Annotated in this window: 16 protein-coding genes; 7 read left to right on the forward strand and 9 right to left on the reverse strand. The window is 39.1% G+C overall.

Going from position 1 to position 24,289, the window contains the following annotated elements; genetic code table 11:
• Nucleotides 1-53: 53 nt before the first annotated feature.
• The 5 genes from creD to ACYPZI_RS06055 all read right to left on the reverse strand — a co-directional run bounded on the left by creD (nt 54) and on the right by ACYPZI_RS06055 (nt 7,688).
• A complete protein-coding gene (gene creD, locus ACYPZI_RS06035) occupies nt 54-1,391 on the reverse strand; it encodes a cell envelope integrity protein CreD (protein WP_459599633.1) in 1,338 nt (445 codons plus the stop codon).
• 53 nt (nt 1,392-1,444) lie between these two features.
• Nucleotides 1,445-1,744 (reverse strand): winged helix-turn-helix domain-containing protein, encoded by a 300-nt coding sequence (locus ACYPZI_RS06040; RefSeq protein WP_459599635.1) that lies wholly within the window; start codon nt 1,742-1,744, stop codon nt 1,445-1,447.
• Nucleotides 1,745-1,746: 2 nt separating this feature from the next.
• Entirely contained in the window at nt 1,747-2,352 is a 606-nt protein-coding gene (locus ACYPZI_RS06045; protein ID WP_459599637.1) for a hypothetical protein, read from the reverse strand.
• 140 nt (nt 2,353-2,492) lie between these two features.
• A complete protein-coding gene (locus tag ACYPZI_RS06050) occupies nt 2,493-4,385 on the reverse strand; it encodes a RagB/SusD family nutrient uptake outer membrane protein (RefSeq protein WP_459599639.1) in 1,893 nt (630 codons plus the stop codon).
• 21 nt (nt 4,386-4,406) lie between these two features.
• Complete coding sequence (locus ACYPZI_RS06055; protein WP_459599641.1) at nt 4,407-7,688, reverse strand: SusC/RagA family TonB-linked outer membrane protein; 3,282 nt, start codon at nt 7,686-7,688, stop codon at nt 4,407-4,409.
• A gap of 654 nt (nt 7,689-8,342) precedes the next feature.
• On the opposite strand from ACYPZI_RS06055, the gene ACYPZI_RS06060 reads away from it, so the two are divergent.
• Genes ACYPZI_RS06060 through ACYPZI_RS06075 form a run of 4 tightly spaced genes read left to right on the forward strand, consistent with a single transcriptional unit; the run spans nt 8,343 to nt 15,051 of the window.
• Nucleotides 8,343-9,587 carry a DUF2264 domain-containing protein gene (locus tag ACYPZI_RS06060; RefSeq protein WP_459599643.1) on the forward strand — a complete coding sequence of 415 codons (1,245 nt, stop codon included), beginning with the start codon at nt 8,343-8,345 and terminating at the stop codon, nt 9,585-9,587.
• A gap of 2 nt (nt 9,588-9,589) precedes the next feature.
• Nucleotides 9,590-11,500, forward strand: coding sequence for a heparinase II/III family protein (locus ACYPZI_RS06065; RefSeq protein WP_459599645.1), 1,911 nt, complete (start codon nt 9,590-9,592; stop codon nt 11,498-11,500).
• Between the two features lie 5 nt (nt 11,501-11,505).
• Nucleotides 11,506-12,753: a glycoside hydrolase family 88 protein gene (locus tag ACYPZI_RS06070; protein WP_459599647.1), complete on the forward strand. Its 1,248-nt coding sequence runs from the start codon at nt 11,506-11,508 to the stop codon at nt 12,751-12,753.
• 3 nt (nt 12,754-12,756) lie between these two features.
• Nucleotides 12,757-15,051, forward strand: coding sequence for a glycosyl hydrolase family 95 catalytic domain-containing protein (locus ACYPZI_RS06075; RefSeq protein ID WP_459599649.1), 2,295 nt, complete (start codon nt 12,757-12,759; stop codon nt 15,049-15,051).
• A gap of 107 nt (nt 15,052-15,158) precedes the next feature.
• On the opposite strand, the gene ACYPZI_RS06080 is transcribed toward ACYPZI_RS06075, so the two are convergent.
• Complete coding sequence (locus ACYPZI_RS06080; RefSeq protein ID WP_459599651.1) at nt 15,159-19,211, reverse strand: hybrid sensor histidine kinase/response regulator transcription factor; 4,053 nt, start codon at nt 19,209-19,211, stop codon at nt 15,159-15,161.
• 154 nt (nt 19,212-19,365) lie between these two features.
• Complete coding sequence (locus ACYPZI_RS06085) at nt 19,366-19,908, reverse strand: DUF4924 family protein (RefSeq protein ID WP_459599653.1); 543 nt, start codon at nt 19,906-19,908, stop codon at nt 19,366-19,368.
• A 95-nt stretch (nt 19,909-20,003) separates the two neighbouring features.
• On the opposite strand from ACYPZI_RS06085, the gene ACYPZI_RS06090 reads away from it, so the two are divergent.
• A complete protein-coding gene (locus ACYPZI_RS06090) occupies nt 20,004-22,352 on the forward strand; it encodes an ATP-dependent helicase (protein WP_459599655.1) in 2,349 nt (782 codons plus the stop codon).
• A gap of 3 nt (nt 22,353-22,355) precedes the next feature.
• Here ACYPZI_RS06090 and ACYPZI_RS06095 read toward each other — a convergent pair whose 3' ends face one another.
• Complete coding sequence (locus ACYPZI_RS06095; RefSeq protein WP_459599657.1) at nt 22,356-22,739, reverse strand: hypothetical protein; 384 nt, start codon at nt 22,737-22,739, stop codon at nt 22,356-22,358.
• Entirely contained in the window at nt 22,736-23,305 is a 570-nt protein-coding gene (locus tag ACYPZI_RS06100) for an RNA polymerase sigma factor (protein WP_459599659.1), read from the reverse strand. Before ACYPZI_RS06100 ends, ACYPZI_RS06095 begins: the two co-directional genes overlap by 4 nt.
• Before the next feature lie 140 nt (nt 23,306-23,445).
• Here ACYPZI_RS06100 and ACYPZI_RS06105 point away from each other — a divergent pair, with 140 nt between their 5' ends.
• Both ACYPZI_RS06105 and ACYPZI_RS06110 read left to right on the forward strand, forming a co-directional pair.
• Nucleotides 23,446-23,853, forward strand: coding sequence for a DUF6249 domain-containing protein (locus ACYPZI_RS06105; protein ID WP_459599661.1), 408 nt, complete (start codon nt 23,446-23,448; stop codon nt 23,851-23,853).
• 6 nt (nt 23,854-23,859) lie between these two features.
• Nucleotides 23,860-24,207 carry a hypothetical protein gene (locus ACYPZI_RS06110; protein WP_459599663.1) on the forward strand — a complete coding sequence of 116 codons (348 nt, stop codon included), beginning with the start codon at nt 23,860-23,862 and terminating at the stop codon, nt 24,205-24,207.
• The last annotated feature ends 82 nt before the right edge of the window (nt 24,208-24,289 follow it).

Raw genomic sequence — 24,289 nt, forward strand, 5'->3', positions numbered from 1 at the left:
TTTAAACAGGCTCTTATATTATATGACGGGTAAAAAACAAAAATGTTACAATATTACGGCATATAATCATCTATTTTATTTTTCGGATCATCTTCAACGTCTGATAAGGGTATTTCTTTTCTCTTGTACCAATCGACATTACGCAAAGCAAACATTACGATGGCCAATGCTATAAATAACCCGACTGCGCCAAATAACAGGGCCATATTTTCCAACTGCAATATGATATACAGGTATATATAAAGTATAGTCAAGAAACCACCCATCATACAAGCCTGTTTTATACTTCTAAACATTGTTGTGGAATAAGATGTGATAAGAGTTACAGTAGCAAATGCCGAGACGAGATAAGCTGGTCCAAAGCCCAAATGCTCCGATATAGCCAGTAATAAGGTATAAAATAATACAAGAGCACAGCTGACAAGTAAATACTGTACCGGATGAATACGCTTACGGCTTAGCAGTTCGACTAAGAAAAATACAACAAATGTGAGTACGATAAATATAATAGCATATTTTACAGACCGCATTGTCATTTGATATTGATCTACGGGATATTTGAACTCTACCCCTAAAGATGCCTGTTTCAAGATGTCATTATTTCCGACCCACATTTGCACATAATTACGGTTGTAATCAAATACATCCCACCGGGCATCAAATCCCTCTTTACCTATGGTTTTCTCTACCGGAAGAAAATCTCCTGAAAAAGAGACAGTTTCCCATGGTGACTTTAAATGAATCTTATTTTGTTTGCCAACAGGAGTAATATATAAGCCCTCACTTCCATTCAACACTAAGTCGAAGCTAAAATCAAATTTAGATACAGAAGAATCGATAGGAACATTGACTGTAAGCCCCGAATCGATAACAGTATTACTCTTAATTCCCGGCTGTATATCAAAATCTTTTCCATTCAGGTTGAATACCATTTTATTTTTTATCCCTTGCAGATATGGTATTCCCAACAAAAAGAAGGCTTCTTCCCACTGGATTTGCTCTTGTTTTATATCCAGTCTATCGAAATTGGGAAGAGAAAAACTGCCTTTTATATGCAGATTCGACTGATAGACAAGAGATTTATACATAGTCCGCTTTCTTGCCTCTGTATTAATATCTCCATCCACACGAAAATCGTCAGGCAAATAATAAGAATAACTAATTTTATTAGCCTCCGTCAGATAAGGTAAGACCAGTACAGGTCCCGTAATACGCTGAACACCGCCCATTTTTTGACTAATCTCGCTCTGTACGGCTTTTTGACTATCTTCCCGCTCTTCTATCAATAATCTGACCATATTAATAGGGAATAGCATTATAACAACCAGAACAGCTACAACAATAACTTTTACCAGAATCGTGTCTGTGTTTACACCAAATTTTGCTTTCATAATGATTAATATATTAAAAGTTCTTTGAATTTCAAAGTATATAAATAAAAAAATTATGCCAAAGGGTTAATTAATTTCTCAAGAGCATCTATATGTTTTTTGAACAATTCATCACCATAGGGAGTTACATCATAGGATGTGTTCGGTTTTCGCCCAATAAATTGCTTCTTAACGTCTATGATTCCTTCTTTTTCGAGAGCTTTCAGATGACTGGCTAAGTTTCCATCGGTCACCTCCAGCAATTCTTTCATAGTATTGAAATCCACACTATCATTTACCATCAATATCGACATAATCCCTAATCGCACACGGCTATCAAAGACTTTATTCAATCCTGAAATAATATCTTTCATAATCAACCGTTTTTAGCAGATTTCATGTCATATTTGTAATAAATTACAATGCCATACACTATATGCAAAACGCCAAAGCCAATAGACCAGAACAACAATCCATTATATATAAATATCCCCGCTATTAAGCCCAATAAGATTTCACATGCCCCAAGTATCCTAATATCGCGATACGTCCGCGATCCGGCATATATGAGCGCCAACCCATAAAATATAAGCATCGAGGGTGCTACCATCCGGATAGCATGCTGATATATCAGGATCACACAAAAGATACCACCGGCTATCATCGGTATCGAAAAATCCTTAACTATTTGTTGTGTAACCGGCATCCACAGTTTGGCCCCGTTCTTCTTAGCCTTTCTCAAGCAAAAGAAAAAGCCGGCGGAAGCTGCTAACACAAGAATGGCAATAGCCAATATAATGAAATCGTATAACAGGTTTCCTGTTATTGAAAATTCATTTTTCAGGATCAAATGCCCTACCCCGGCGCCAACAAGAGCAAAAAGCCCGGCAGATACCCCGGACATACCACTTAGTGACAGAAATTTACTAGACCGCTCCATCATCGAACGGATATGCTTTATATCTTCCAGATTTGTATTCATACTATTCACTTTGAAAAACAAAGTAAATGCAAAAATTTGAATTGTGCAATAATATAAAAAGAAAAAGCCACAAAGCTTCCCCTGTCTTTGTGGCTTTTTCAAAATTACCTAATTAAACTTATCAATTTACTTCACCTGTTTTAGTATGTCCAACCAGGAGTATGTTGCAGGTTTGGATTCATTTCAATTTCTCCGCCTGGGATTGGCCAAATCATCTTATTCCCACTATATACATCAGGCCACCGGAAATTCGCTCCACGTCCGAGAATACCCCAAATTTGCTTGTGCTGCGCTACATCACCTGTCGGCGCTGTATACTTGGATTCTTTGAGCGTCCCCCAGCGCAATTCGTCGAAGTATGCGCCGCCTTCGCCCAACATCTCGCGACGACGTTCGTCGCGCACGTATTTACGGGCCTTGTCTTGATCTGCAAAATTAGCTGATAATGTAGTTATGCCTACACGGTCGCGCACCTGTTTTACTTTTGCCATCGCGCCGCTAAGGTCATTCTGCTCAATCAACGCTTCGGCCCACATCAACAGCACATCGGCATATCGGATGAGCGGATCGTCGATGTCGCCGTATTCGCGAACGAAAGCAGGATTATATCCTTCATATACAAACTTGCGCTGGTGGTACAAATAATTTGGCGTATAATCAGGTTGAAAGTCGCCGATGGCAACCGGCTGTACATTTCCTTGTAGAGTGGCGTTTGCGCAATACGGCCAGCGATAGGTGTAAGTAAATTCCGTGCTGTTAAGCCCTGTACCTCTGAATTGAGAATATGGCGTAATAACATTTTTCTCAAGTCGCGGATCACGGTTGTCGTAAGCAGTGCGTATTCGCGCCTCATTGCCTTCCGGCAAATAAAGCGAAGCTATATGAGAAGGCATAGTAGCAAGCCTTGCTCTTACGACGGCACTAACGGGATAACTTACTGTTGTAACGCCCGTAGTTTCGTTTTTGTTGTAAACTGTAATAATTTGTGACCCGTTTTTCAATGTGTCGCGCAGAAAATATACTTCTCTTTCTGCACGCGACAAAGAAGAGTATCCGGGCAGATAGTCGTCCCAATTGAAAGGCGTACCGTCAGCATTTTCATACAGTTCCACAGCATAAGGCGTTATCTGGTGATCGCCCCAGCAACTACCCTGCGCCGAACGGGTTCCCAGATATTTCTGAGAGATGCTTCCATAACCGCTTGTCGCTACATTTTGCACACTGAATATCATTTCCTCGCAGCGCTCGTTGGCAGCCGTAAACAAGGCTTTGTAATCACCCATGAAAAGCTTGTAACCACATTGGCCGACTTTATCAAAATCAGCGGCGGCTTCAGGCCATTTCTTCTGCTGCATATATACTTTACCACGCAAGGCGTAGGCAGCGCCTTTGGTTACGCGTCCACCTTTGATATCGATATTAGGTAGATTCGGTTCGTTGATACAAGCAGTCAGGTCTTCAAGAATCTTTCCCCATATAAATTCTTCTGTTTCCTGTCCTTTGATACATTCTTCAACCCTGATAGGAACGTCATAATAAGGAACGCCATGCCACAGTTCATTTAAGCGATAGTAGTGGAAAGCCCGCAAAAACCTAGCTTCGGCTACCAGGCACGCTTTCTTTTCTTCTGAACAAGGAGATAGCGCCGGAATATTAGTAATAGCGTCATTAGCGCGATGAATACCTTCGTAGAGACGTTTCCATAAGTTATTTACATTACCGCTCCTCGGGTTTAAGCTGCCACTCAAAAAGTCGGCGACATTATGAGATTCACCTAACGGCCCCAATATTTCATAAGCCCACTGTCCCATACCGTTGCTGTTCTGATCGGAAGCGGTATTAAGGCTGGTTCCATAGATTCCCCAGTTACGCAGATTGGCATAAACACCGTTCATTCCCATATCCGTTAGATTTTCTGTGGTCCACATGGTGCTTGTCGCAACCTGATCATAAGGCGCTGTGTCGAGTATATCCGTACAGGACGCAAATCCGCAGCATAAAGCGACTATGGCTATATATTTTTTCATTTTCATGATCTTTCTGTTTTTTATGTATTAGAATGTTATATTGATACCCCCGGAAATTACCTTAGAGATCGGATAAACATTGACGCTTCCTCCGATTTCAGGATCCATACCCGGATATTTAGTGAAAGTCAACAAGTTTTCGCCACTAACAAACAGACGTAGCTTATTAATATAAAGTTTGGAAGTCATTAATTTAGGAAAAGTGTATCCCAATTGCAAAAATTTAAGCTTAAAATACGATGCGTCATACAGATAAAAATCACTGGCAATATAAGTACCATCACTGCTGTATAACATCCTAGGATCAGATCCATTGATATTATTGTTCGGATCGTTCGGATCGGCTTCGTTATAATAGTAGAACATACTGCGTGCATTGGCAGGCAATACATTTCCCATCGACACATTGGTTTGGTTGATACCTCTTTCGCGCAGGTAATAGTACATGCCGAGATTCCCTGCCCAGGTCATATTCAGGTCGAAACCCTTCCACGAAGCGCTGGCCGTAAATCCGAGCGTATATTTAGGAACATCCGACTTGCCTGTGAAAGCACGGTCGTAGCTGTTGCCATAGTTCTTGTCGCCATTAACATCTGCCATAATCAACTCTCCATAATTCAATCCATTGGCTGTGATTGATGTCCGTCCGTTAAATGAATATCCTGCTGCGATCATATCTTTTACCCACTGCAGGTCTTCCGGTGTACGTATCATGCCGTCGCGAGGCCCGCCGTTAATATTAACCGTGCCGTCGTCATTTTTATAAGCGCCTGTTCCTTTATATACCTGACGCAGGAAATATTCGTTATACATATGGCCTTCGGTAACAATGTTATTGCCACTCATAGATGCCGCTTGCCCTATATTGCTTACATAAGTTCCATTCTCATCAAAACCTTCTTTCATCTTGCCCAGATATTTTACTACCTCATTTTGGTTATAGGCAAAATTGACGGTTGCCGAGTAACTAAAATCGTTGATCTTTTGGCTCCATGTCAGAGCAACTTCTATACCTCGATTTCGCATATCGGCAGTGTTCTTGGTAGGAGCAGTTGCCATACCCATTGTCGCGTAAATGGCTGGTGTAGTCAGAATACCTTCAGTCAATTTATTGTAAAAGTTTACTTCCAGATTTAACCGCTGTTTCAATAATGAAGCATCCAAGCCCACTTCTGAAGAAGTGATATTTTCCCATTGCAATAATGGATTAGCTATTTTTCCCACTACCAAGCCATTAGCAATACTACCACCAATCGAATTATTCTGCTTAGAATAAGTAGCCTGCCAGTCGTAATATCCGGAAGTGGTGTTACCCAATTTACCCCAGGATGCCCGCAGTTTCAAGTTGTCCATAAACGATTTTGTAGACTCCATAAAGCTTTCTTCCGAAATACGCCATCCGGCAGAAACAGAAGGGAACGTACCCCAACGGCTTTCGGATGAAAAACGTGAACTTCCGTCACGGCGGAAATTGGCTTCAAACAGATATTTGCCTTTGTACGCGTAGTTTGCCCGTCCGAAATAGGAAACCATCGCATAATCCCGCTCATAGTCACCACCAATATCCTGCATATCAGAAGCAGTAGTAATGTCATGCATGGACATGTCAAGTAATCCTTTCTTTGTCGCATTGAAACCCTTGTAGTTGTAATACATCTGCTCATACCCTAAGAGGCCGCTAACGCTGTGATCTCCAAAGGTCCTAAAATAGTTCAGCAATAAATTGCTTGTATAACGGTAATCTTCAATCGAATTACGGTAAATAGTTCCGTCCGGTTCTCTGGCGCCTTGGTTTACGACAAGCCCCGTCCGGAAGTTATATCTGTCAATAGTTACCGGATAGCGTTCTTCATTGTATAAACGAGCTTGGTAATTGAATTTAGCATCAGCCGTCAGGCCTTCCAATATATTCACTGATGCAAACCATGAAGTATTGAGGCGATATGTCCGTTGGTTGCCATCGCGGTTGTTGAGCATCATCAATAGATTATTAGTAGTGGAAGGATCGGCAGTCGCCGTTTGTCCGCCATATTTACCATCGTAGTATGGTACAGCGCCTGCCATAACCTGATACAAGTATGTCAGGGCGGTACTTTGATCCCCTACTTGCTTATCTTGCCGCAGAGCAAAGGTTTGTGTTCCTACTTTAAGGAATTTAGTTATCTGGCTTTCCATATTAATACGCATCTGATAGCGGTCGAGACCCGTATTTTGCATAACTCCGGGATTGTTGAAATAACCCAACGAAAGCTGGTAATTGGTATTTGCGCTACCCCCTATAGCCGAAACGTTGTGATTTTGCGAAAAACGGTTTTCAAATGCCACATCAGCCCAATCGGTATTAGGATATGCCAGCCAATTGGCTACGCCATACTTGCTTATTCCGTCAGGATCGTTTTTGGCCGCGCGCCACTCGTCTACTTCATCCTGGGCATAAATAGCCGGCGCGACCGGATTGACCGTTCTATTAGCCAAATTCAACAAGTCCATGTGTTCGGCATAGTCCCAGAGAAACTTATGCTTGGTACTCGGCGATTCAGACGATAAAATACCCGAATAAGTAATTGTCGGTGTAGCATCGCGTTTACCTTTCTTAGTTGTAATCAGTATTACGCCATTAGCTCCGCGCGAACCATAAATAGACGCCGATGCAGCGTCTTTCAGCAATGATATTGTTTCCACATCATTAGGATTCACAGCATCCATGGTGCTTTCAACACCATCCACAACCACCATCGGGCCACGATAATCGCTCGAAAATGTTCCTAATCCGCGAATACGGATATTGGCCCCATCGGAACCGGGATTTCCTGAACTTTGACGAACATTTACTCCGGCCGCCAAACCAGCCAGCGACGCAGAAAGATTTGGGGCAGCCCTGCTTTCTATTTTAGCAGCCCCAATACTGGCCACCGACCCTGTCAAGTTTACCTTCTTCTGGACACCGTAACCTACGACAACAACTTCGTCGAGGTCTGTACTTTGTTCAACAAGTACTATGTCAAGGGTAACATTATTACCGACCTTGTGTTCTTGCGGTATAAATCCCATATAAGATATAACCAGAGTCGCATTACTATTCGGTACATTTATCGAATATTTACCATCTACATCAGTCATTACACCGGTAGTTGTACCTTTAAGTATTATACTAACACCGGGAAGAGGTTCTCCGTCCTTGTCTGTTACTTTTCCTTTTACGGTTATCGACTGCTGATATACTTCATTTACTGTCGCAAATGAATTCACCGGCGCAACCATAAAAAGAAAGAACATGCACATTATAGTGCAAAAAAATCTAATTTTCATTGCTTTCATAGAATTTAAATAATGAGTTAATTAAAAGGTTAATAGGGGTAATTCCAGTCCATCACATTAGTTTATATTATACATTAAACAATAAGAAAAGCCCTGTATTCCGAATAGGTTGAACTATCGGAATACAGGGCTTTGATATTTTATAAATAAAAAAGCACTCCTCAGAATCTTCTCTAATAAAAAGAGAAAATTTTGTATTAGGGAGATATTTTTGTATATTATAACTCTCTCTCTCTCTCTCTCTCTCTCTCTCTCTCTCTAGTAAAATAGAGTTAACTGCCAAATTTTCAAGTGAAAAAATAGCAAAAAAAGCAATATTAGATAGAGAGTATTTCCACATAAGACTAATCTCCTATTTATATATATTAGGATATCTAAAAATTCCTGTACAAATATTGATATTATATAAAAATCAACCGGGGTATTATTGTCCTCAAAGTGGGCTACAATCATTCGGTACACATTTTTACCCCCTTGGTCGGACAATAATACCCCTTGCAGTATAAACTTCAATTTACTTTTGTATCAAGAGTAAATGTATCTTATGGTTAACGGTATCTAATCGCTTAATTTTTTAATAAAAACCCTTATCTTCGGGTATACAATTATACTTGGAAAACAAATTATCTAAAATCAAACAACACTATGAAATCCAATATCCAAAAAATTTTAATTCTAGTCATATGCTTATGCATCAGTACTAGTATTTTTTCACAAAACAAAAAGAATACAGTTCCGGCAAACGACAGAGATTATTGGGTAAGCCAGCTGTATAAAATGTCAGCACCCATACTTAGCAATATGAGTAAAGGTGAATTGAAGAAAAATATGGTTGTAGAATACAGTCCTACATGGGACGGACGCAACAAAAATGTTGCTTATATGGAAGCATTCGGCCGTTTGATAGCCGGCGTTGCGCCCTGGCTCAATCTTGCGGATGATAATACAAACGAAGGCAAACAAAGAAAACAAATACGTGAATGGGCTTTACAAAGCTATGCTAATGCAGTAGACCCCAATAATCCGGATTATCTTTTGTGGAAAGGTTCGAACCAAGTATTAGTAGATGCCGCATATATAGCCAATAGTTTTATCCGTGCGCCGAAAGCTTTATGGGAACCTCTCGATCAGGTAACTAAAGATCGCTATATAAAAGAATTTAAAAGTCTGCGCAAGATAACACCGGCATATAACAATTGGCTGCTTTTCAGAGCTATGATCGAAGCGTTTTTAGTTTCAATAGATGAAGAATATGACGGATATGTGCTGGATGTTGCTATCCGTAAAATAAATGAGTGGTATTTGGGCGACGGATGGTATGCCGACGGACCTGAATATTCACTTGATTACTACAACGGATATGTAATGCACCCAATGTATGTGGAAATAATAGAAGTAATGGAGAACAAGAAGATATATAGCCCTGTGAAATTTGACTTGGCTCTCAGACGTATGCAGCGATATAATCAATTGATAGAACGATTGATTTCACCGGAAGCCTCTTTTCCGGCAGTAGGGCGTTCCATGACTTATCGTATGGGGGCATTCCAAGCTCTGTCGCTATCCGCATGGAAATATGGTCTGCCCAAAACCATGACAAACGGACAGGTGAGAAATGCTCTGACCTCTGTTATGAAAAGATTGTTCTCCAATGAAGACAATTACAACAAAGAAGGATACCTGCAACTCGGATTCGTAGGACACCAACCCAACCTTGCCGATTATTATACGAATGCAGGAAGTTTATATATAACTTCTCTAGTATTTCTCCCTCTGGGATTATCTGCCGACCATGAATTCTGGACTTCTCCCGCCGAAGAGTGGACATCTCAAAAAGCATGGAGTGGCAAGCCATTTTTAAAAGACTATCATGAATCTATAAAACAATAAGCATGAAAAAAGTATTAACATTCTGTTTACTCTTTATATGTCTATCTGTTCACGCGTATAAAGAAAGAGATCTACTCCAGAAGGCTGCCGATCCGGCAAAACTGGAAAATATACTCATAACAGATCAAAAATGGGTACGTTACCCTCGATATACAGACAGAAACGGCTGGAATCAGCTCATGGGTGAAAATAAAAGTTTCTTCATCGGGCAAGGAGAAAAGTTTCTTAACTACGAATGGAAAGTAGTTAAAGCAACCGACTACCTAGAGTTTACCAGAACCGGCAACAGAAGCGACATGGAAAAGATACATAACGGCAGCCTGAATGCTATATCATCTCTATTCATGGCAGAAATGGCCGAGGGAAAAGGCCGGTTTATGGATCAATTATCGAACGGAATCTTCCATACTTGTGAAATGACATCATGGGCTATATCGGCTCACCTGTCTCTACAACGTGTTAAAGGATCGTTCCCAAAGCTCGAAGATCATGTCATTGAACTTGTTTCAGGTGATACAGGAGCAACTTTTTCCTGGATCTATTACTTCCTGAATAAAGAGTTCGACAAGATTAACCCTCTCATTTCAGAACGGTTACATTATGAAATTGAAAATCGCATATTAACACCCTATTTGAACGAAACCCGTTTTTGGTGGATGGCATCCAATGTAACGGCCGATGATGGCTTTGTCAATAACTGGAATCCTTGGTGTAATGCAAACGTACTGCAATGCTTTCTTTTGGTAGAAAAGGATAAGGAACGCCTGCTCAGGGGGGTATATAAGACAATGGTTTCTGTCGATAAATTTATCAATTATAACCATGATGATGGCGCTTGTGAAGAAGGGCCTTCATATTGGGGTCATGCTGCCGGTAAAATGTACGATTATTTACAGGCGCTGTATGATGCCACCGATGGCAAAATATCTATATTCTCAGATCCTGTAATTAAGAATATGGGTGAATATATATCACGGTCATACGTCGGAAACAAATGGGTCGTAAATTTTGCCGATGCCTCAGCAAAAGGAAATTTCGACTATCGATTGATATATCGTTACGGGAATATGGTAAAAAGTACAGAGATGGAACAATTTGCCTCTTATCTGAAAAAGGAATATCCGGGAAAAACAGCTCTGTCACGCGATATGTACAGGACTTTAGCCGATTTATCATCCGAAAAAGAAATAGACAAGTTCAATCCGGTACATATCCCGACGCCTTTCACCTGGTATCCTGATACTGAATTCTGTTATATGAGCGAGGGTAGTTTTTTCTTTGCCGCCAAAGGTGGTTATAATGACGAAAGCCACAATCACAATGACATTGGAACATTTTCATTATATGCAAACAACGAACCTGTTTTAATAGATGCAGGAGTGGGAACATATACACGAAAAACTTTCAGCAGCGAACGGTATACGATATGGACAATGCAAAGCGACTATCATAACCTTCCGCGAATAAATGGATTTTCTCAAAGTTTTGGAAAAAAATATAGAGCCGGAGATCTTAAAGCTGATAAGGACAAAAAGACTTTTTCTTTAGATATTTCACAATCGTATCCCATCGAAGCCGGAATAAACAAATGGATACGCAATTACAAATTATCGAAAAATGGCCTCATAATAGAAGATAGTTTTGACTTAATAAATGCTCAGACAGCAAATCAATTGAACTTTATGACATGGGGAGAAGTAAATATCTCTCAGCCGGGGATAATTACTATCGCCATAAAAAACAAGATATATCAATTACTGTACGACAAAAACAGTTTCGATCCCACATTGGAAAAAATAGAACTGGACGATACCAGGCTCTCGAATGTGTGGGGCAATCAGGTATTTAGAATATCATTGAATGCCAAAAAAACAAGCAACAGGGGAATATATAAAATTATCATTAAATCTTAATAAAAATGAATTTAAGAAGCCTTAAATCACTTTTTCTTGTACTTACTATAATTCCATTGGCAATTGCTTGCCAGAACAAGGAAAAAGAGAATTTCATAAAAGAAAATACCGAATTCGCGACTGCGCAAACGGATAAAATGCTACAATCCGTAGGGGAACCAACAGGCAAAAATTATCCCCGAACCATGAAAAATAACGGTAAGTTGGCTGTAACAAACATGTACGACTGGACTCCGGGATTCTTCCCCGGATCGTTATGGTATCTATACGAATTAACAGGAGAAGATAAATGGAAAGATGAAGCCGAAAAATGGACAGCGTCCTTGGAGCCATTAAAAACATTCACCGGACACCACGACCTAGGTTTTATGATGTACTGTAGTTATGGCAACGCCGAACGACTAGCTCCAAAACCCGAATATAAGGACATACTGATAGAAAGCGCTAATTCGTTATCGACCAGATACAGTGACAAAACAAAAACTATAAAATCGTGGAACTACCGAAAAAGCTGGAACGACACAACCGAGTGGTATTATCCGGTAATTATAGATAACATGATGAATCTAGAAATGCTTTTCTATGCTTCTAAAATAACAGGAGACAAAAAGTATTACGACATAGCTGTAAATCACTCGGAGTCTACTCTTAAAAACCATTTCAGAGAAGATTTCACAACATATCATGTTGTAAATTACGATACTATAACAGGGAAAGTTCTCGATCAGGCAACTTGTCAGGGATACAGCGATAATTCGATGTGGTCGCGCGGACAAGCATGGGCTATATACGGGTTCACGATGGTATACCGTGAAACAAAAGATCAGAAATTTTTGGACGCCGCCATTAAAGCGACAGATGTCTATCTTAAAAACCTGCCGGAAGACCTTGTTCCTCTGTGGGACTTTAATGCAGGACAGGAAGGATATACACCTGAAGGTAAATCTTATGCGGTAGAATTTCCGGGCAAAGATTTAAGAGATGCTTCGGCAGCAGCAATTGTGTGTTCGGCACTCTTCCAATTGGCTGAATATACTAATAATCAATCGTATACCGATTATGCAATAAAAATGCTTCACAATCTGGCTTCACCTGCATACAGAGCGCCATTAGGAGCTAATGCCGACTTCTTGTTGATGCATAGTGTTGGCAGTATACCGCACAAGTCAGAAATAGACAAGCCTCTGGTTTATGCCGACTATTATTTCTTGGAAGCCCTGATCAGATATAAGAATCTCAATAAGAAGTACTAGGTTATGAAACGGAATTTTCTAAAAACCTATATTATCCTTCTTTTAGCCATGTTGTTCTTTAACGAACTCCATGCACAAAAGACAATTACACCCCAAGATATAAATTGGAAAGTGTTTCTAAATCAACATGATTTAGTCTGGAATAAAATAACTCCGGACTACTATGCAGGAGCCATAATGGGAAACGGGCTTTTAGGCAATAGCATCTATAAAGAAGAAGACAGTTATAAGTTCCATATAGGGAGAGTAGATGTAACCGAAGGCAGAATGTCCGCGAATAAGGCACAATACAGCAACCTGTATGACGGAGCCAGACTGCCGATCGGCTATTTTTTGATGAAACCTGTAGGCACAGTCCTCTCCGAAAATATGAGACTCGGTTTGTGGGATGCAACCACAACAGGAACTATCTCAACAGATAAAGGGAAAATATTCTTCAAAAGCTATGTGCATGCAACTAAAGATATTATTGTACTGGAAACAAATACTGAAGGCGAAGAAACAAACTTTCGTTGGGATTGGAAAGCTTTAAAAGCAATCAGCCCCCGCTACGTATTCGGATCGCCGGGCTACCCTCAAACATATGTCGACAACCCCAATCCGGATATTAAGATATATACAGAGGGAAGATACAATTTATCTGTACAAAATCTAAAGGGAGGAAAAACTTATGTCGTAGCTTGGCTAGAGACAAAGAATGGCAACTCGCGACGCATAACGATAACCATCTCTCACGAAAATACAGAAGAACTGGCTATAAGCAAGGCTAAAGAAACTATCGACAGCGCTACAAAGGAGACATCCTCTTCATTGGAGAACAGTCATCAGCAATGGTGGCATGCGTACTATCCTGCCAGCTTTGCTTCCTTTGGGAATGCAAAAATGGAAAGTTTCTATTGGATACAACAATACAAATTGGGTTGCCTGACTCGTCCTGACAAATATATTATAGACCTTCAGGGACCATGGGCAATGGAGAAAACGCCATGGCCTGCAATCTGGATGAACCTTAATGTCCAATTAACCTATTCTCCATTGTTTACGGCCAACCGGGCAGAGATGTCCGAGCCTCTATGGAAATCATTGAATGATAATTTGGAACATCTGTCTGAAAATGTACCGGTTGAAGAATGGAGAAAAGATGCTATAGTCATGGGACGGAGTACGAGTTATCATTTATATTCACGGCTTAACATCAATACCAATAATAAACAGGGGTACGAGGTGGGTAATATGACGTGGATACTGCTTTATTACTATCAATACTGTACATACTTGCAAGATAAGGATGAGCTGCTCAACAGGTTTTATCCTCTTTTAAAGAAAAGTATTGCATACTATGAGCATATAAAGGAAAAGAGAGAAGATGGAAAGTATCATTTACCGGAAACTGCTTCTCCTGAATATAAAACAGCGAAAGACTGTAACTACGACTTGGCTTTACTTCAATGGGGACTGAAAACTTTATTGGACATAAATGAAGCATATAAGCTAAATGACCAAAAAGCTTCTGCTTGGAAAGATTTTAAAGACAATTTGGTAAATTATCCCACTGATTCTGAAAAAGGATTTATGATTGGTGAAGATGTCAACCTAACCAGTTCTCACCGACATTATTCTCATCTGATGATGATTTATCCTCTTTATTTGATCAATTGGGAGCAGCCCGAGAATAGGGCGCTTATTTCTAAAAGCATAGCTCACTGGCAAGGTATGCCTAGCTATCTGCAAGGATATTCATTTACAGGTTCATCGTCTATGTACTCGATGATGGGCGACGGTGAAAGGGCTGTTATCCAATTACAAAAGCTAATTGATAAATATATCCAGCCTAACACTCTGTATAAAGAGACAGGACCTGTCATAGAAACACCTTTAGCAGGAGCGGCATCTTTACAAGATCTCTACCTGCAAGTATGGAATGGCAAAATAAGAATCTTTCCTGCTGTACCGGCGAATTGGCCTCAGGCATCTTTTATAAATTTCAGAACAGAAGGCGCTTTTCTTATAAGTGCATCACGCGAAGGAGGGAAAACAGTATTTATACAGATAAAAAGCGAAAAAGGAGGTTTGTGCCGCATACAAACAGCTATGAATACGGATAATCTCAGTATTTATAAGATAGGCGGTGGCAAAGTTAATTTTTCTGTAATCGACAAGTCGACCGGATTACTCGAAATAAAAACAAAAAAGGGGGATATCGTACAAATAACAGATAAAACATTAGAAACCATATTTCCAAAACCGGTAAAACATCTTAAATCAGAACAGAATGCCTATGGAATAAACTCAAGATAACTTATAAAAATTCAAGATAGACTATGGTTCGCATTTGGTATTCATACCAAATCGATAGAAAAGGAATCGCTCGGGGAAGGCGGTTCCTTTATCTTTCTATATTTTGTTTACTCTTTAGGTTTATTCCTCTTTCTCCAATCCTGAGGCACCATAGCATAGAAGGTTTTAAAACATTTAGTAAAATATTTTGTTGATGAGAAACCAAGTTCGAATGCAATCTCGGAAATATTCATATGACGTTTATTATCCAACATATTGGCCGCCTCTTGTAATTTAAGGTTCAGAGTCAGCTCGTTTGGAGTAAAACCCGTAATTTCTTTTATTTTCATATATAGTTTACTCCGCCCCATACCGAGTTCGATCGCCAGCCTGTTCATATCGAATTCAGGATTATTAAAGTTTTCCCTGATAACCTTTACGGCTCTGTCTATCAGCATTTGATCCTGTTCCGTAAGAGTATCAAACGGCATTACAATCTCTTCCTGATTAGCAAATTTCTTATAAAGGATCAACCGGTTTCTTATCAGGTTATTACAACGCGTAATCAGCATTTTTATATTGAATGGCTTTGTAATATAGGCATCAGCGCCAAACATATAGCCGTCCATAATTTGGCTGTCGGAAGTCTGAGCTGTCAGGAGTACAATCGGAATATGCGCCGTATCAACATTATTTTTCATTTTGTAGCACAGTTCTTTTCCCGAAACTTCCGGCATCATTATATCACTTATAACCAAGTCCGGTTGTATCTTATATACCATATCCAGCCCCTCTTTACCATTTATCGCAGTATATACATTATAATATGGAGCAAATGAGTCTGTAAGCATTTCTAACAATGATTCGTTGTCATCAACCAATAATATCACAGGTTTTTCCCCGTCTATCGTGATACTTTCCTCAATCAAAACATCATCTTCTCCCTCATAAACGGGCATATCTATAGCCTTTACATCTTTATTCGCATTATTATGATCAAGTTCTTCCTCCGAAAAATGGGATGTCCCTAATTTAAGAGCGATAGTGAAAACACTTCCCTCATTCACCATACTTTCTACCGAAATATCTCCTTTATGGCTATTGACAATCTCTTTGGTAAGAGCAAGGCCGATACCTGTACCTAATGTAAGCCCTGAAGATCTGTATTCCAATTGATAAAACCGTTCAAATACTTTATTCAATGATTCCGGAGGAATACCGATTCCGTCGTCTATTATCTGAATAAGAACAGCTGTCTTCTGTAATTTGACTTTTAATGTAATTTCTCCTCCGGGAGAAGTATATTTGAAGGCATTTGAAAGAAGGTTATAGATTGCTTTTTGAAAATGTACCGGATCTATATAAATATGAATTTCTTCATCTGAATACTCTAACTTGTATTTTATTTGCCCTTTTATAGCATAGTCTTCGAATGAACTATATATCTCTTTAATATAGGCTATAAGCTCGACGCACTGAATGTTTAATTTATAAAACCCTTGTTCTTGCTTTCTGAAATCAAGAAGTTCTGAAATAAGATTCTGCAAATGGTTGGTATTCTTAAGAATCTTAGCAAGTTTATTATACAATTTCGAACTTAAATCTCCTTGCAGAAGAAGTGTTTCTACTTGCCCTTTAATCAATGTGAGAGGTGTTCTAAATTCGTGAGACACACTTGTGAAAAATCTTAACTTGGTACGGTTTAGTTCTTCTATTCGCTCTTTATCTTTACGTTCAAACTCCAATGTTGTTTCCATTTTCGTACGCCACAGGTAAAATCTAAAAAAACCAACTATGGCTAACAATATCAATATACCGTATATTATAAAAGCAACCGTAGTCAAATAAAATGGTGGATTGATATTGATGTTCAGAGAATATACTTTTCCTTCTCTCTCTTTCTGCTGCGATATTTCACGAACAAGCAATGTATAAGTCCCTGTATTCAAGTTAGTATACGAAATAGACCTCGTCCTGGTCGGTAACCAGTCCTGGTCAAAACCTTCCAGCCTGTACTCATACTTATGAGTCATCGTTCGCAAATAGTTCGATGTCGCAAACTCGATAGTAATATTATTCTGATTATATTTCAAGTCGATTTCCGAACAAAGAGGCAATGTTTCTTTCAGTATACCGAACTTGTCACCGGGTAAAACCTGTTGATTATTTATGAATAGCTTATCAAAAAAGAGGGAATAACCTTTATCAACTTTATCAAGATCACTCTCGACGAAAGATACCAGTCCATTTATTCCTCCGATAAATATTTCTTTGTCCCGGGTTACATAGCTGGAGTTACCGATATTGAAACCCACGATAGGAAAACTAGGGGAAGATATAAATAAATCCCTATCCGGATTTACAGGATCAAATAAAGCAAAGCCTTTGTTATGTAATAATATAAGCTTACCCGACGGAGCTTCTGATATATCATAACAATAATTGTTCTGTAATCCATTCTTCTCTTCCGTATAATTATCAAAATCGTCTGTTTCCGGATTGTATTTATAAATACCCGAACCCATTGTAGCAAAGAACAATTCGCCTTTGCTGCTTTCAAATATGCTTTCAATATCAAAACGCCCGATCGACCTTTCGTTCGACTCATCGTAAAAATAATCCTTTACTTTGCCGGTTTTCAAATTTATGGATCTAAGACCACTACCAACCGCACCCCATAAACGATCTTTACTATCAATAAGAAATGCACTAAGTCTGATTCCCGATATTGCTTTTTGTGTAACCGGATTATCACTCACCGGGTAAAACCGTTCGGTATCGATATTCATTTTTAACAAACCCGAATGTGTCAACAAATAGAGCGCGCCATCGTAATACTGCATCTTATTGACAGTATTACTCGGTAACGATCCGGGGCTATTATTTTCACTGAGTACTCTGAATGTTTTTGTCTTCACATCGAATATAACCAACCCTCTTTTATGCGTGCCAATATAAAGCAGGTCTTTTTTCTCATTATACCATATAGCTTTCTGGTTATACCCGATAAGAGATTCCGAATCAGATTTATTAATCAAATAACGGGAAAACTCCCTGGTTTTCAGATTTAAACAATTCAAAGCCCCTCCTTCTGTACAGACCCAAAGATTATTATATTTATCCTCTATCATCCTCCCTACATATGGGAAACTTAAATTACTTGTGATTATAGAATTAGGCTCATAAAAATGAAAAATATCCGTATCAGGATTGAAATAATTAACTCCTCCAAAGTATGTACCAACCCATATAGTACCCTGCTTATCCTTATACAAGGAAAATACAGAAGAATGACTAAGGCTATGCGAAACATTATCATTGCTAACATACTGTTTCCACTCTTTAGTATCAGGACTGAACTTACTTAAACCATAGAACGTAGCCACCCACATATTACCGGAATCATCTTCAGCAAAGCTTCTTACCTGATTATTAGATATGGAATTAGCCCCGTACCGATGAGTATAATTAGCCCTGATATTTCCCGAAAGGTCCATTACATAGACGCCATCATAGAAAGTTCCAATCCATAGATCATCTTTTCGGTCTTGATAAATCCGATTGACATATATTTTATCCTTAATACATTTTTGCTCTTTCTGGTTTTTACCGGAGATAAAATACAATCCTGAAAAAGTACCTATCCATATAGATCCGTCTTTAGCACAATATATTGAAGTGATAGCGGCTTTAATATCATTGAGAATAGCGTATTCCTTAAATTGCTTCGACTGCTCATCATATTGCAATATCTTATTCTTCACAGCGACCCATAGCTTACCGTGCGCATAAGTAATAGACAGAACTCCTCCCCGTTGTATGTTTTCAAACTTCTGCGTATGAATATCATAGCGGACCAGATCTCTATCGCAACGTAGATAGATTGCTCCTTGTTGATTTCCACATATTTCGTATATCGTATTCTGCGAGAGTCCTTCGCCCTTTCTATCGGGCCTGAATACTTCTATTTCCCGTCCATTATATCTATTCAACCCCTCCGTTGAACCAAACCACATAACCCCAAACTCATCCTGATATATCGACATGATGCTTACTTGAGACAATCCATCTTTTGCTCCTAATTGATAAAAGTAAATATCATTACCGGCCGATACTGTTAGATGAAAGCAGAAGAGCATGAAAGACAGTATATATCTGGCTAATATAGATTTAGTCGACATTTCTTATTTCAGGTTAAGTTATAAAGCCTAAAAACCACGAATGGTTCTACTATTGAGCATGTTTTTCTTGATATAATACAATTATGTACTGTGTTTTGCCCAAAATATAATCCGGAGCAATAACGCTACAGATATCTAAGATACAACAAATTGATCATAAAACAAGCTTACCCTCTTTTTCGTCTTTATACTTTTGAGTAAGTAAGCGTAAAAAAGCCCCGATTTGAGAAATAGCAGCCTGAGTTTCTCCTGATATTTCTTTCTTCTGTAATTTCATCAACAAGAAACCATATAAAGCGGAAAAACATGTTTCTAATTCCGGAATATCTTTATCAGGCGATTTTGAACGCAATTCCACAATAAAAGGTAATGTTCTGTAATACTGTTCCGAATATTTATCTTCACCTGTCTTTTTAAGCAAGCGTATATGCAATTCGGTGAGTTCCGATATAATATTTTTATTGATGATCAAATGTCCGCTATCGACGACATTTTCTCGTCTCATCATTTCAATAAGATTCTCATACCATTCCCTTATTTCTTTCTTAGTATCATCCGGCTGATCGAACCGTGAGATTATCCGGTCTTCTATCTTATCTATATCTAAATCGCCTGCACGTATCAAGTCTTCTACCTGCCACATATATATAAGGTACTCGGCAATATTCTCTTCTTTAAGTTGTTGAGCTATGAGCATTTCATTTTCTTTTAAAGTGACAAAAGTACAAAAAAATATTTGTTCGCCAGATTTCGAAACTCATAACTAAAAGCTATCTTTGTCTTTCGTTTGTCATGGAAAATTTACTCGATCATCTGAATAAGCAGCAATGTGAAGCTGTAGAATACATTAGCGGACCTTCTCTGATTATCGCAGGAGCAGGTTCGGGAAAAACTCGTGTGCTAACCTACAAGATAGCTTATTTGATGCAAAGCGGGTACATGCCGCATAGCATTTTGGCTCTTACCTTTACCAACAAAGCGGCTAAAGAAATGAAAGAGCGTATCGCTCAACTGATAGGTTGGCAATATGCACGCTATCTTTGGATGGGTACTTTCCACTCTGTATTTTCCCGTATTCTGCGAACTGAAGCCGGGAAGATAGGCTTTACTTCCAATTTTACAATATTCGATTCCGCCGATTCCCGCAACCTGATTAAAACGATTATCAAACAGTTCCAACTGGATGATAAAATATACAAGCCTGCACGCGTACAGGGAACCATATCGAACGCGAAGAATGCATTGATCTCTCCACAAATGTACGCGCAAAACAAAGAATTGATAGAATACGACCAACGGGCAAAAATGCCTGTGCTAAAAGATATTTACAGGGAATATAACAATCGTCTGAAAGCATCGAATACGATGGACTTTGACGACTTGTTGTTCTATACCAATTGCCTTTTCCGCGATCATCCCGATGTGCTGAAAAGTTATCAGGAACGCTATCAGTATATACTTGTTGATGAGTATCAGGACACTAACTTTGCTCAGTATCTGGTTATAAAACAACTCGCCGATGCGCATCACCGGGTATGTGTGGTGGGAGACGATGCCCAAAGTATCTACTCGTTCCGTGGAGCGAACATTGATAATATCCTTAAGTTTAAAGAGGTTTATCCTGAATCCAAGATATTTAAACTGGAACAAAATTACCGCTCGACACAGAATATTGTAAATGCCGCGAACAGCCTGATAAAACAGAATAGAGAGCAGATTCAGAAGACTGTTTTTTCAGAAAATGATGAGGGTGATAGAATAGAAGTTGCCAGTGCATATTCCGATTTTGAAGAAGGGGTAATCGTTTCTAATAAGATTTGGGATTTGCGCCGTGAAAAGAAGGCTTCTTACGGTGATTTCGTTATTCTATATCGTACCAATGCGCAATCCCGGGTATTTGAAGAAGCATTGCGGAAAAAGAATATACCTTATCGCATTTACGGTGGTTTGTCTTTTTACCAACGGAAAGAGATTAAAGATGTCATAGCCTATTTCCGTATGATAGTCAATCCGCAGGATGAGGAAGCTTTCAAACGGACTATCAATTTCCCTGCCCGCGGTATAGGGAATACAACGCTTAATAAAATATCAGAAGCCGCCCGCACTCACAATGTGAGTATGTGGGAAATTATCGGACAGCCTCTTGAATATAATCTGAATGTCAATGCAGGTACGGCAAAGAAATTGAAAGATTTCAGAGAGTTGATAGAAAGTTTTATAGCATCGTTAAACGAATATTCCGCATACGAGTTGGCGAGTAGAATCGTCAAACAAAGCGGTATTGCAAGCGAGGCTTATCAGGATCAGACACCCGAAGGTATGAGTCGCCAAGAGAATCTTCAGGAATTGTTAGGAGGTATTCACGAATTTTGTGAAAGCAGGCAGGAAGAGGGAATAGACGGTATCGGTCTGATGGATTTCTTATCAGAAGTATCGTTACTCACTGATCAGGATACGGATAAGGAAGCAAGTCAGGAAAAAGTGACTATGATGACTGTGCATGCGGCAAAAGGGCTTGAATTTAACAATGTGTTCATTGTTGGGATGGAAGAGGATTTATTCCCTTCGGCAATGGCCAAAAATGAATTCAGGGGGTTGGAAGAAGAACGGCGACTTTTCTATGTAGCCATTACACGGGCAAAAGAATATTGTATGATCTCCTATGCCAAGAGCCGTTTCCGAAATGGAATGGTAAATGCTTCTAATCCAAGTCGCTTTTTGAGAGATATCGACGTCGAATATTTGAATGTGAATGCAAGTGTTTTTGGAGGATTCGGAGTGATCAACAAACCCGATACATATACCAAAGAATTATTTGATTATACAAAAACTCCGCCTGCACGAGTAACGAATAACGATCGTCTTACGGATTTCCAAAAGTACGAACACGAAAAGAGAGATATAGATTTGCCATTGTCACGCCCTAAGTTTGTGAATGCTAAAAATGCCGTGCCAAAAACTTCTACCGGAAAAACCAATGAGGTCCAAGTGGGCGCTACAATCAAACATGAACGGTTTGGAATAGGTAAAGTGACGGCTGTATCGGGCGATCCGGATAGCCGGAAGGCAACTGTTGAGTTCGAAAATTCAGGAGTAAAACAGCTATTGCTTAAGTTTGCGCGGTTCGATATTATAGGTTAAATCCTAATCTTTATTTTTCTTTTCCCAGATACGTCTGCGAATCAGCATATCTGTAACTAAAAGCAACAGGCATACAGATGCTATGGAGATAATAGCCGGGTTTATATTTATTACGGGCATACTGAATGAAAAATCAGTTTCAATCGGTTGAATCTCCGGTTTGATAGAAAAGCCTAACCACCACAGAATAGCCGCAGGTATACCCAAGATACCTAAAATTCCGCCGATTATTGCCAAAATACTTTTTGCCGAGATTGGTTCTTTCTTCGTTTGCTTTTCTGTTATAGCATGTATGCTTTGCATCAGGCGGCTTTCGAAGCCGGCTGACGGTTTATCTAATTTCATTTCCTGAAATAAACCCCTGAGTCTGTCTTTATCTTCGTTCATTGCTGTATGAGTTTATTTATTTCAAAGTTCATAAATTTTCTTATCCTGTGCAACTTTACTTTTACATTTGCCACGCTGTTTCCTGTTATATTGCTGATTTCCTGTATACTGTTACTGTTCAAATAAAACATGGTTATCAGCATAGCATCATCAGGCGGCATCTTTTTCAGTACCTTGTCCAAATATACCAACTGCTCTTCTGTACCGACTTCATCTATTGTATTTGATATTTCATTATCGGGTATATTATCGAAACGATCTTCAATCGGCGTAAATTCATGTTTCCGTTTACGCAGTTCCGATATAGTTGTGTTATACGCTATCCGGTACAACCATGTCCCAAAACCGGCTTCTTCCCTGTATTGATCTAAAGACTGAAATACCTTTATAAATACTTCCTGTGTAATATCTTCAGCATCAGCACGGCGGGAGACGATTTTTCCGACAATGGTAAACACCATTCTCTCGTAGCGGCGGACAATATGAACAAAAGCACCGGTGTTCCCGTTTTTGACCTGCCGTATGTAAAAGATATCGTCGAACTCAGTCATACCCGTATGACGCATGTTTATATGATAGGTTACAAATGTAAGAGTAAAAAATATTCTGAAAAATTTTTTGGCTGGTTTGTAACCTTCTAAAATATGCTGCGTCAAAATAGACAAACGGACAAAAAATGAAATGTTTAACTTAAAATAATTGTAATATGAATGATTTAGTTCCAATTTTTGTAATGGGTATTATAACCCTTGGTATCTATAAGATATTTGAATTGTTTGTACGTCGTAATGAAAGGATATCTATAATTGAAAAATTATCGAATATCGATCCTGAAACATTGAAGCACCGTATCAATTTTCCTGTATACAAGGACGAGAGTGTAGGTTCATGGTCTATCCGTATCGGGCTGCTTCTTATAGGCGTAGGTTTAGGTGTGGTTATCGCGACAATAGTGGATATATCGACAGCTATCCCTAGTTATTATAAAGGTCAGCTTGTATATGATTCTTTACGTTCTGTAGATGTACTATATCCTTCGTGTGCAGCAGTCTTTGGAGGTATAGGCCTTGTTATAGCTTATTTTATAGAAAAAAAGAAAGATAAAAAAGACTAGATAACCATGAGAGAGCTGTTCCCAATTTTGGTGACATTGAGTATTCTCATAGCGGTCTTCGGCTTATGGTACTCTGCCCGTAGAGATGGATGGTTTGTAGATAAAAAAGCTGATGATTTCAGTATCTGCCGTACAAGTTCGGATACATTATCTTTCTTCTGGGAATATCCCAATTACGGTATACGGGGATGGAGCGCTTCCCGTGACAATGACGATATCCTGCATGTTTCATTCGATTTATCGAAGAAGAGTAGTCGAAATCAGGTAACAATGGCTGTAGATACGCAAAATGTAAAGCGTATAGAATTATATGGGATAGTTTATAAAATAAAAGACCTCCCGGTTTGTAGATAATTTAAGAAAGAATCATTTTTAAAGGCATCTGGTTAAAAACAGGTGCCTTTTTTATTATTTAGTTAAAAAAAATAAAAAGTTT

It is taken from the genome of Dysgonomonas reticulitermitis (assembly GCF_054601275.1).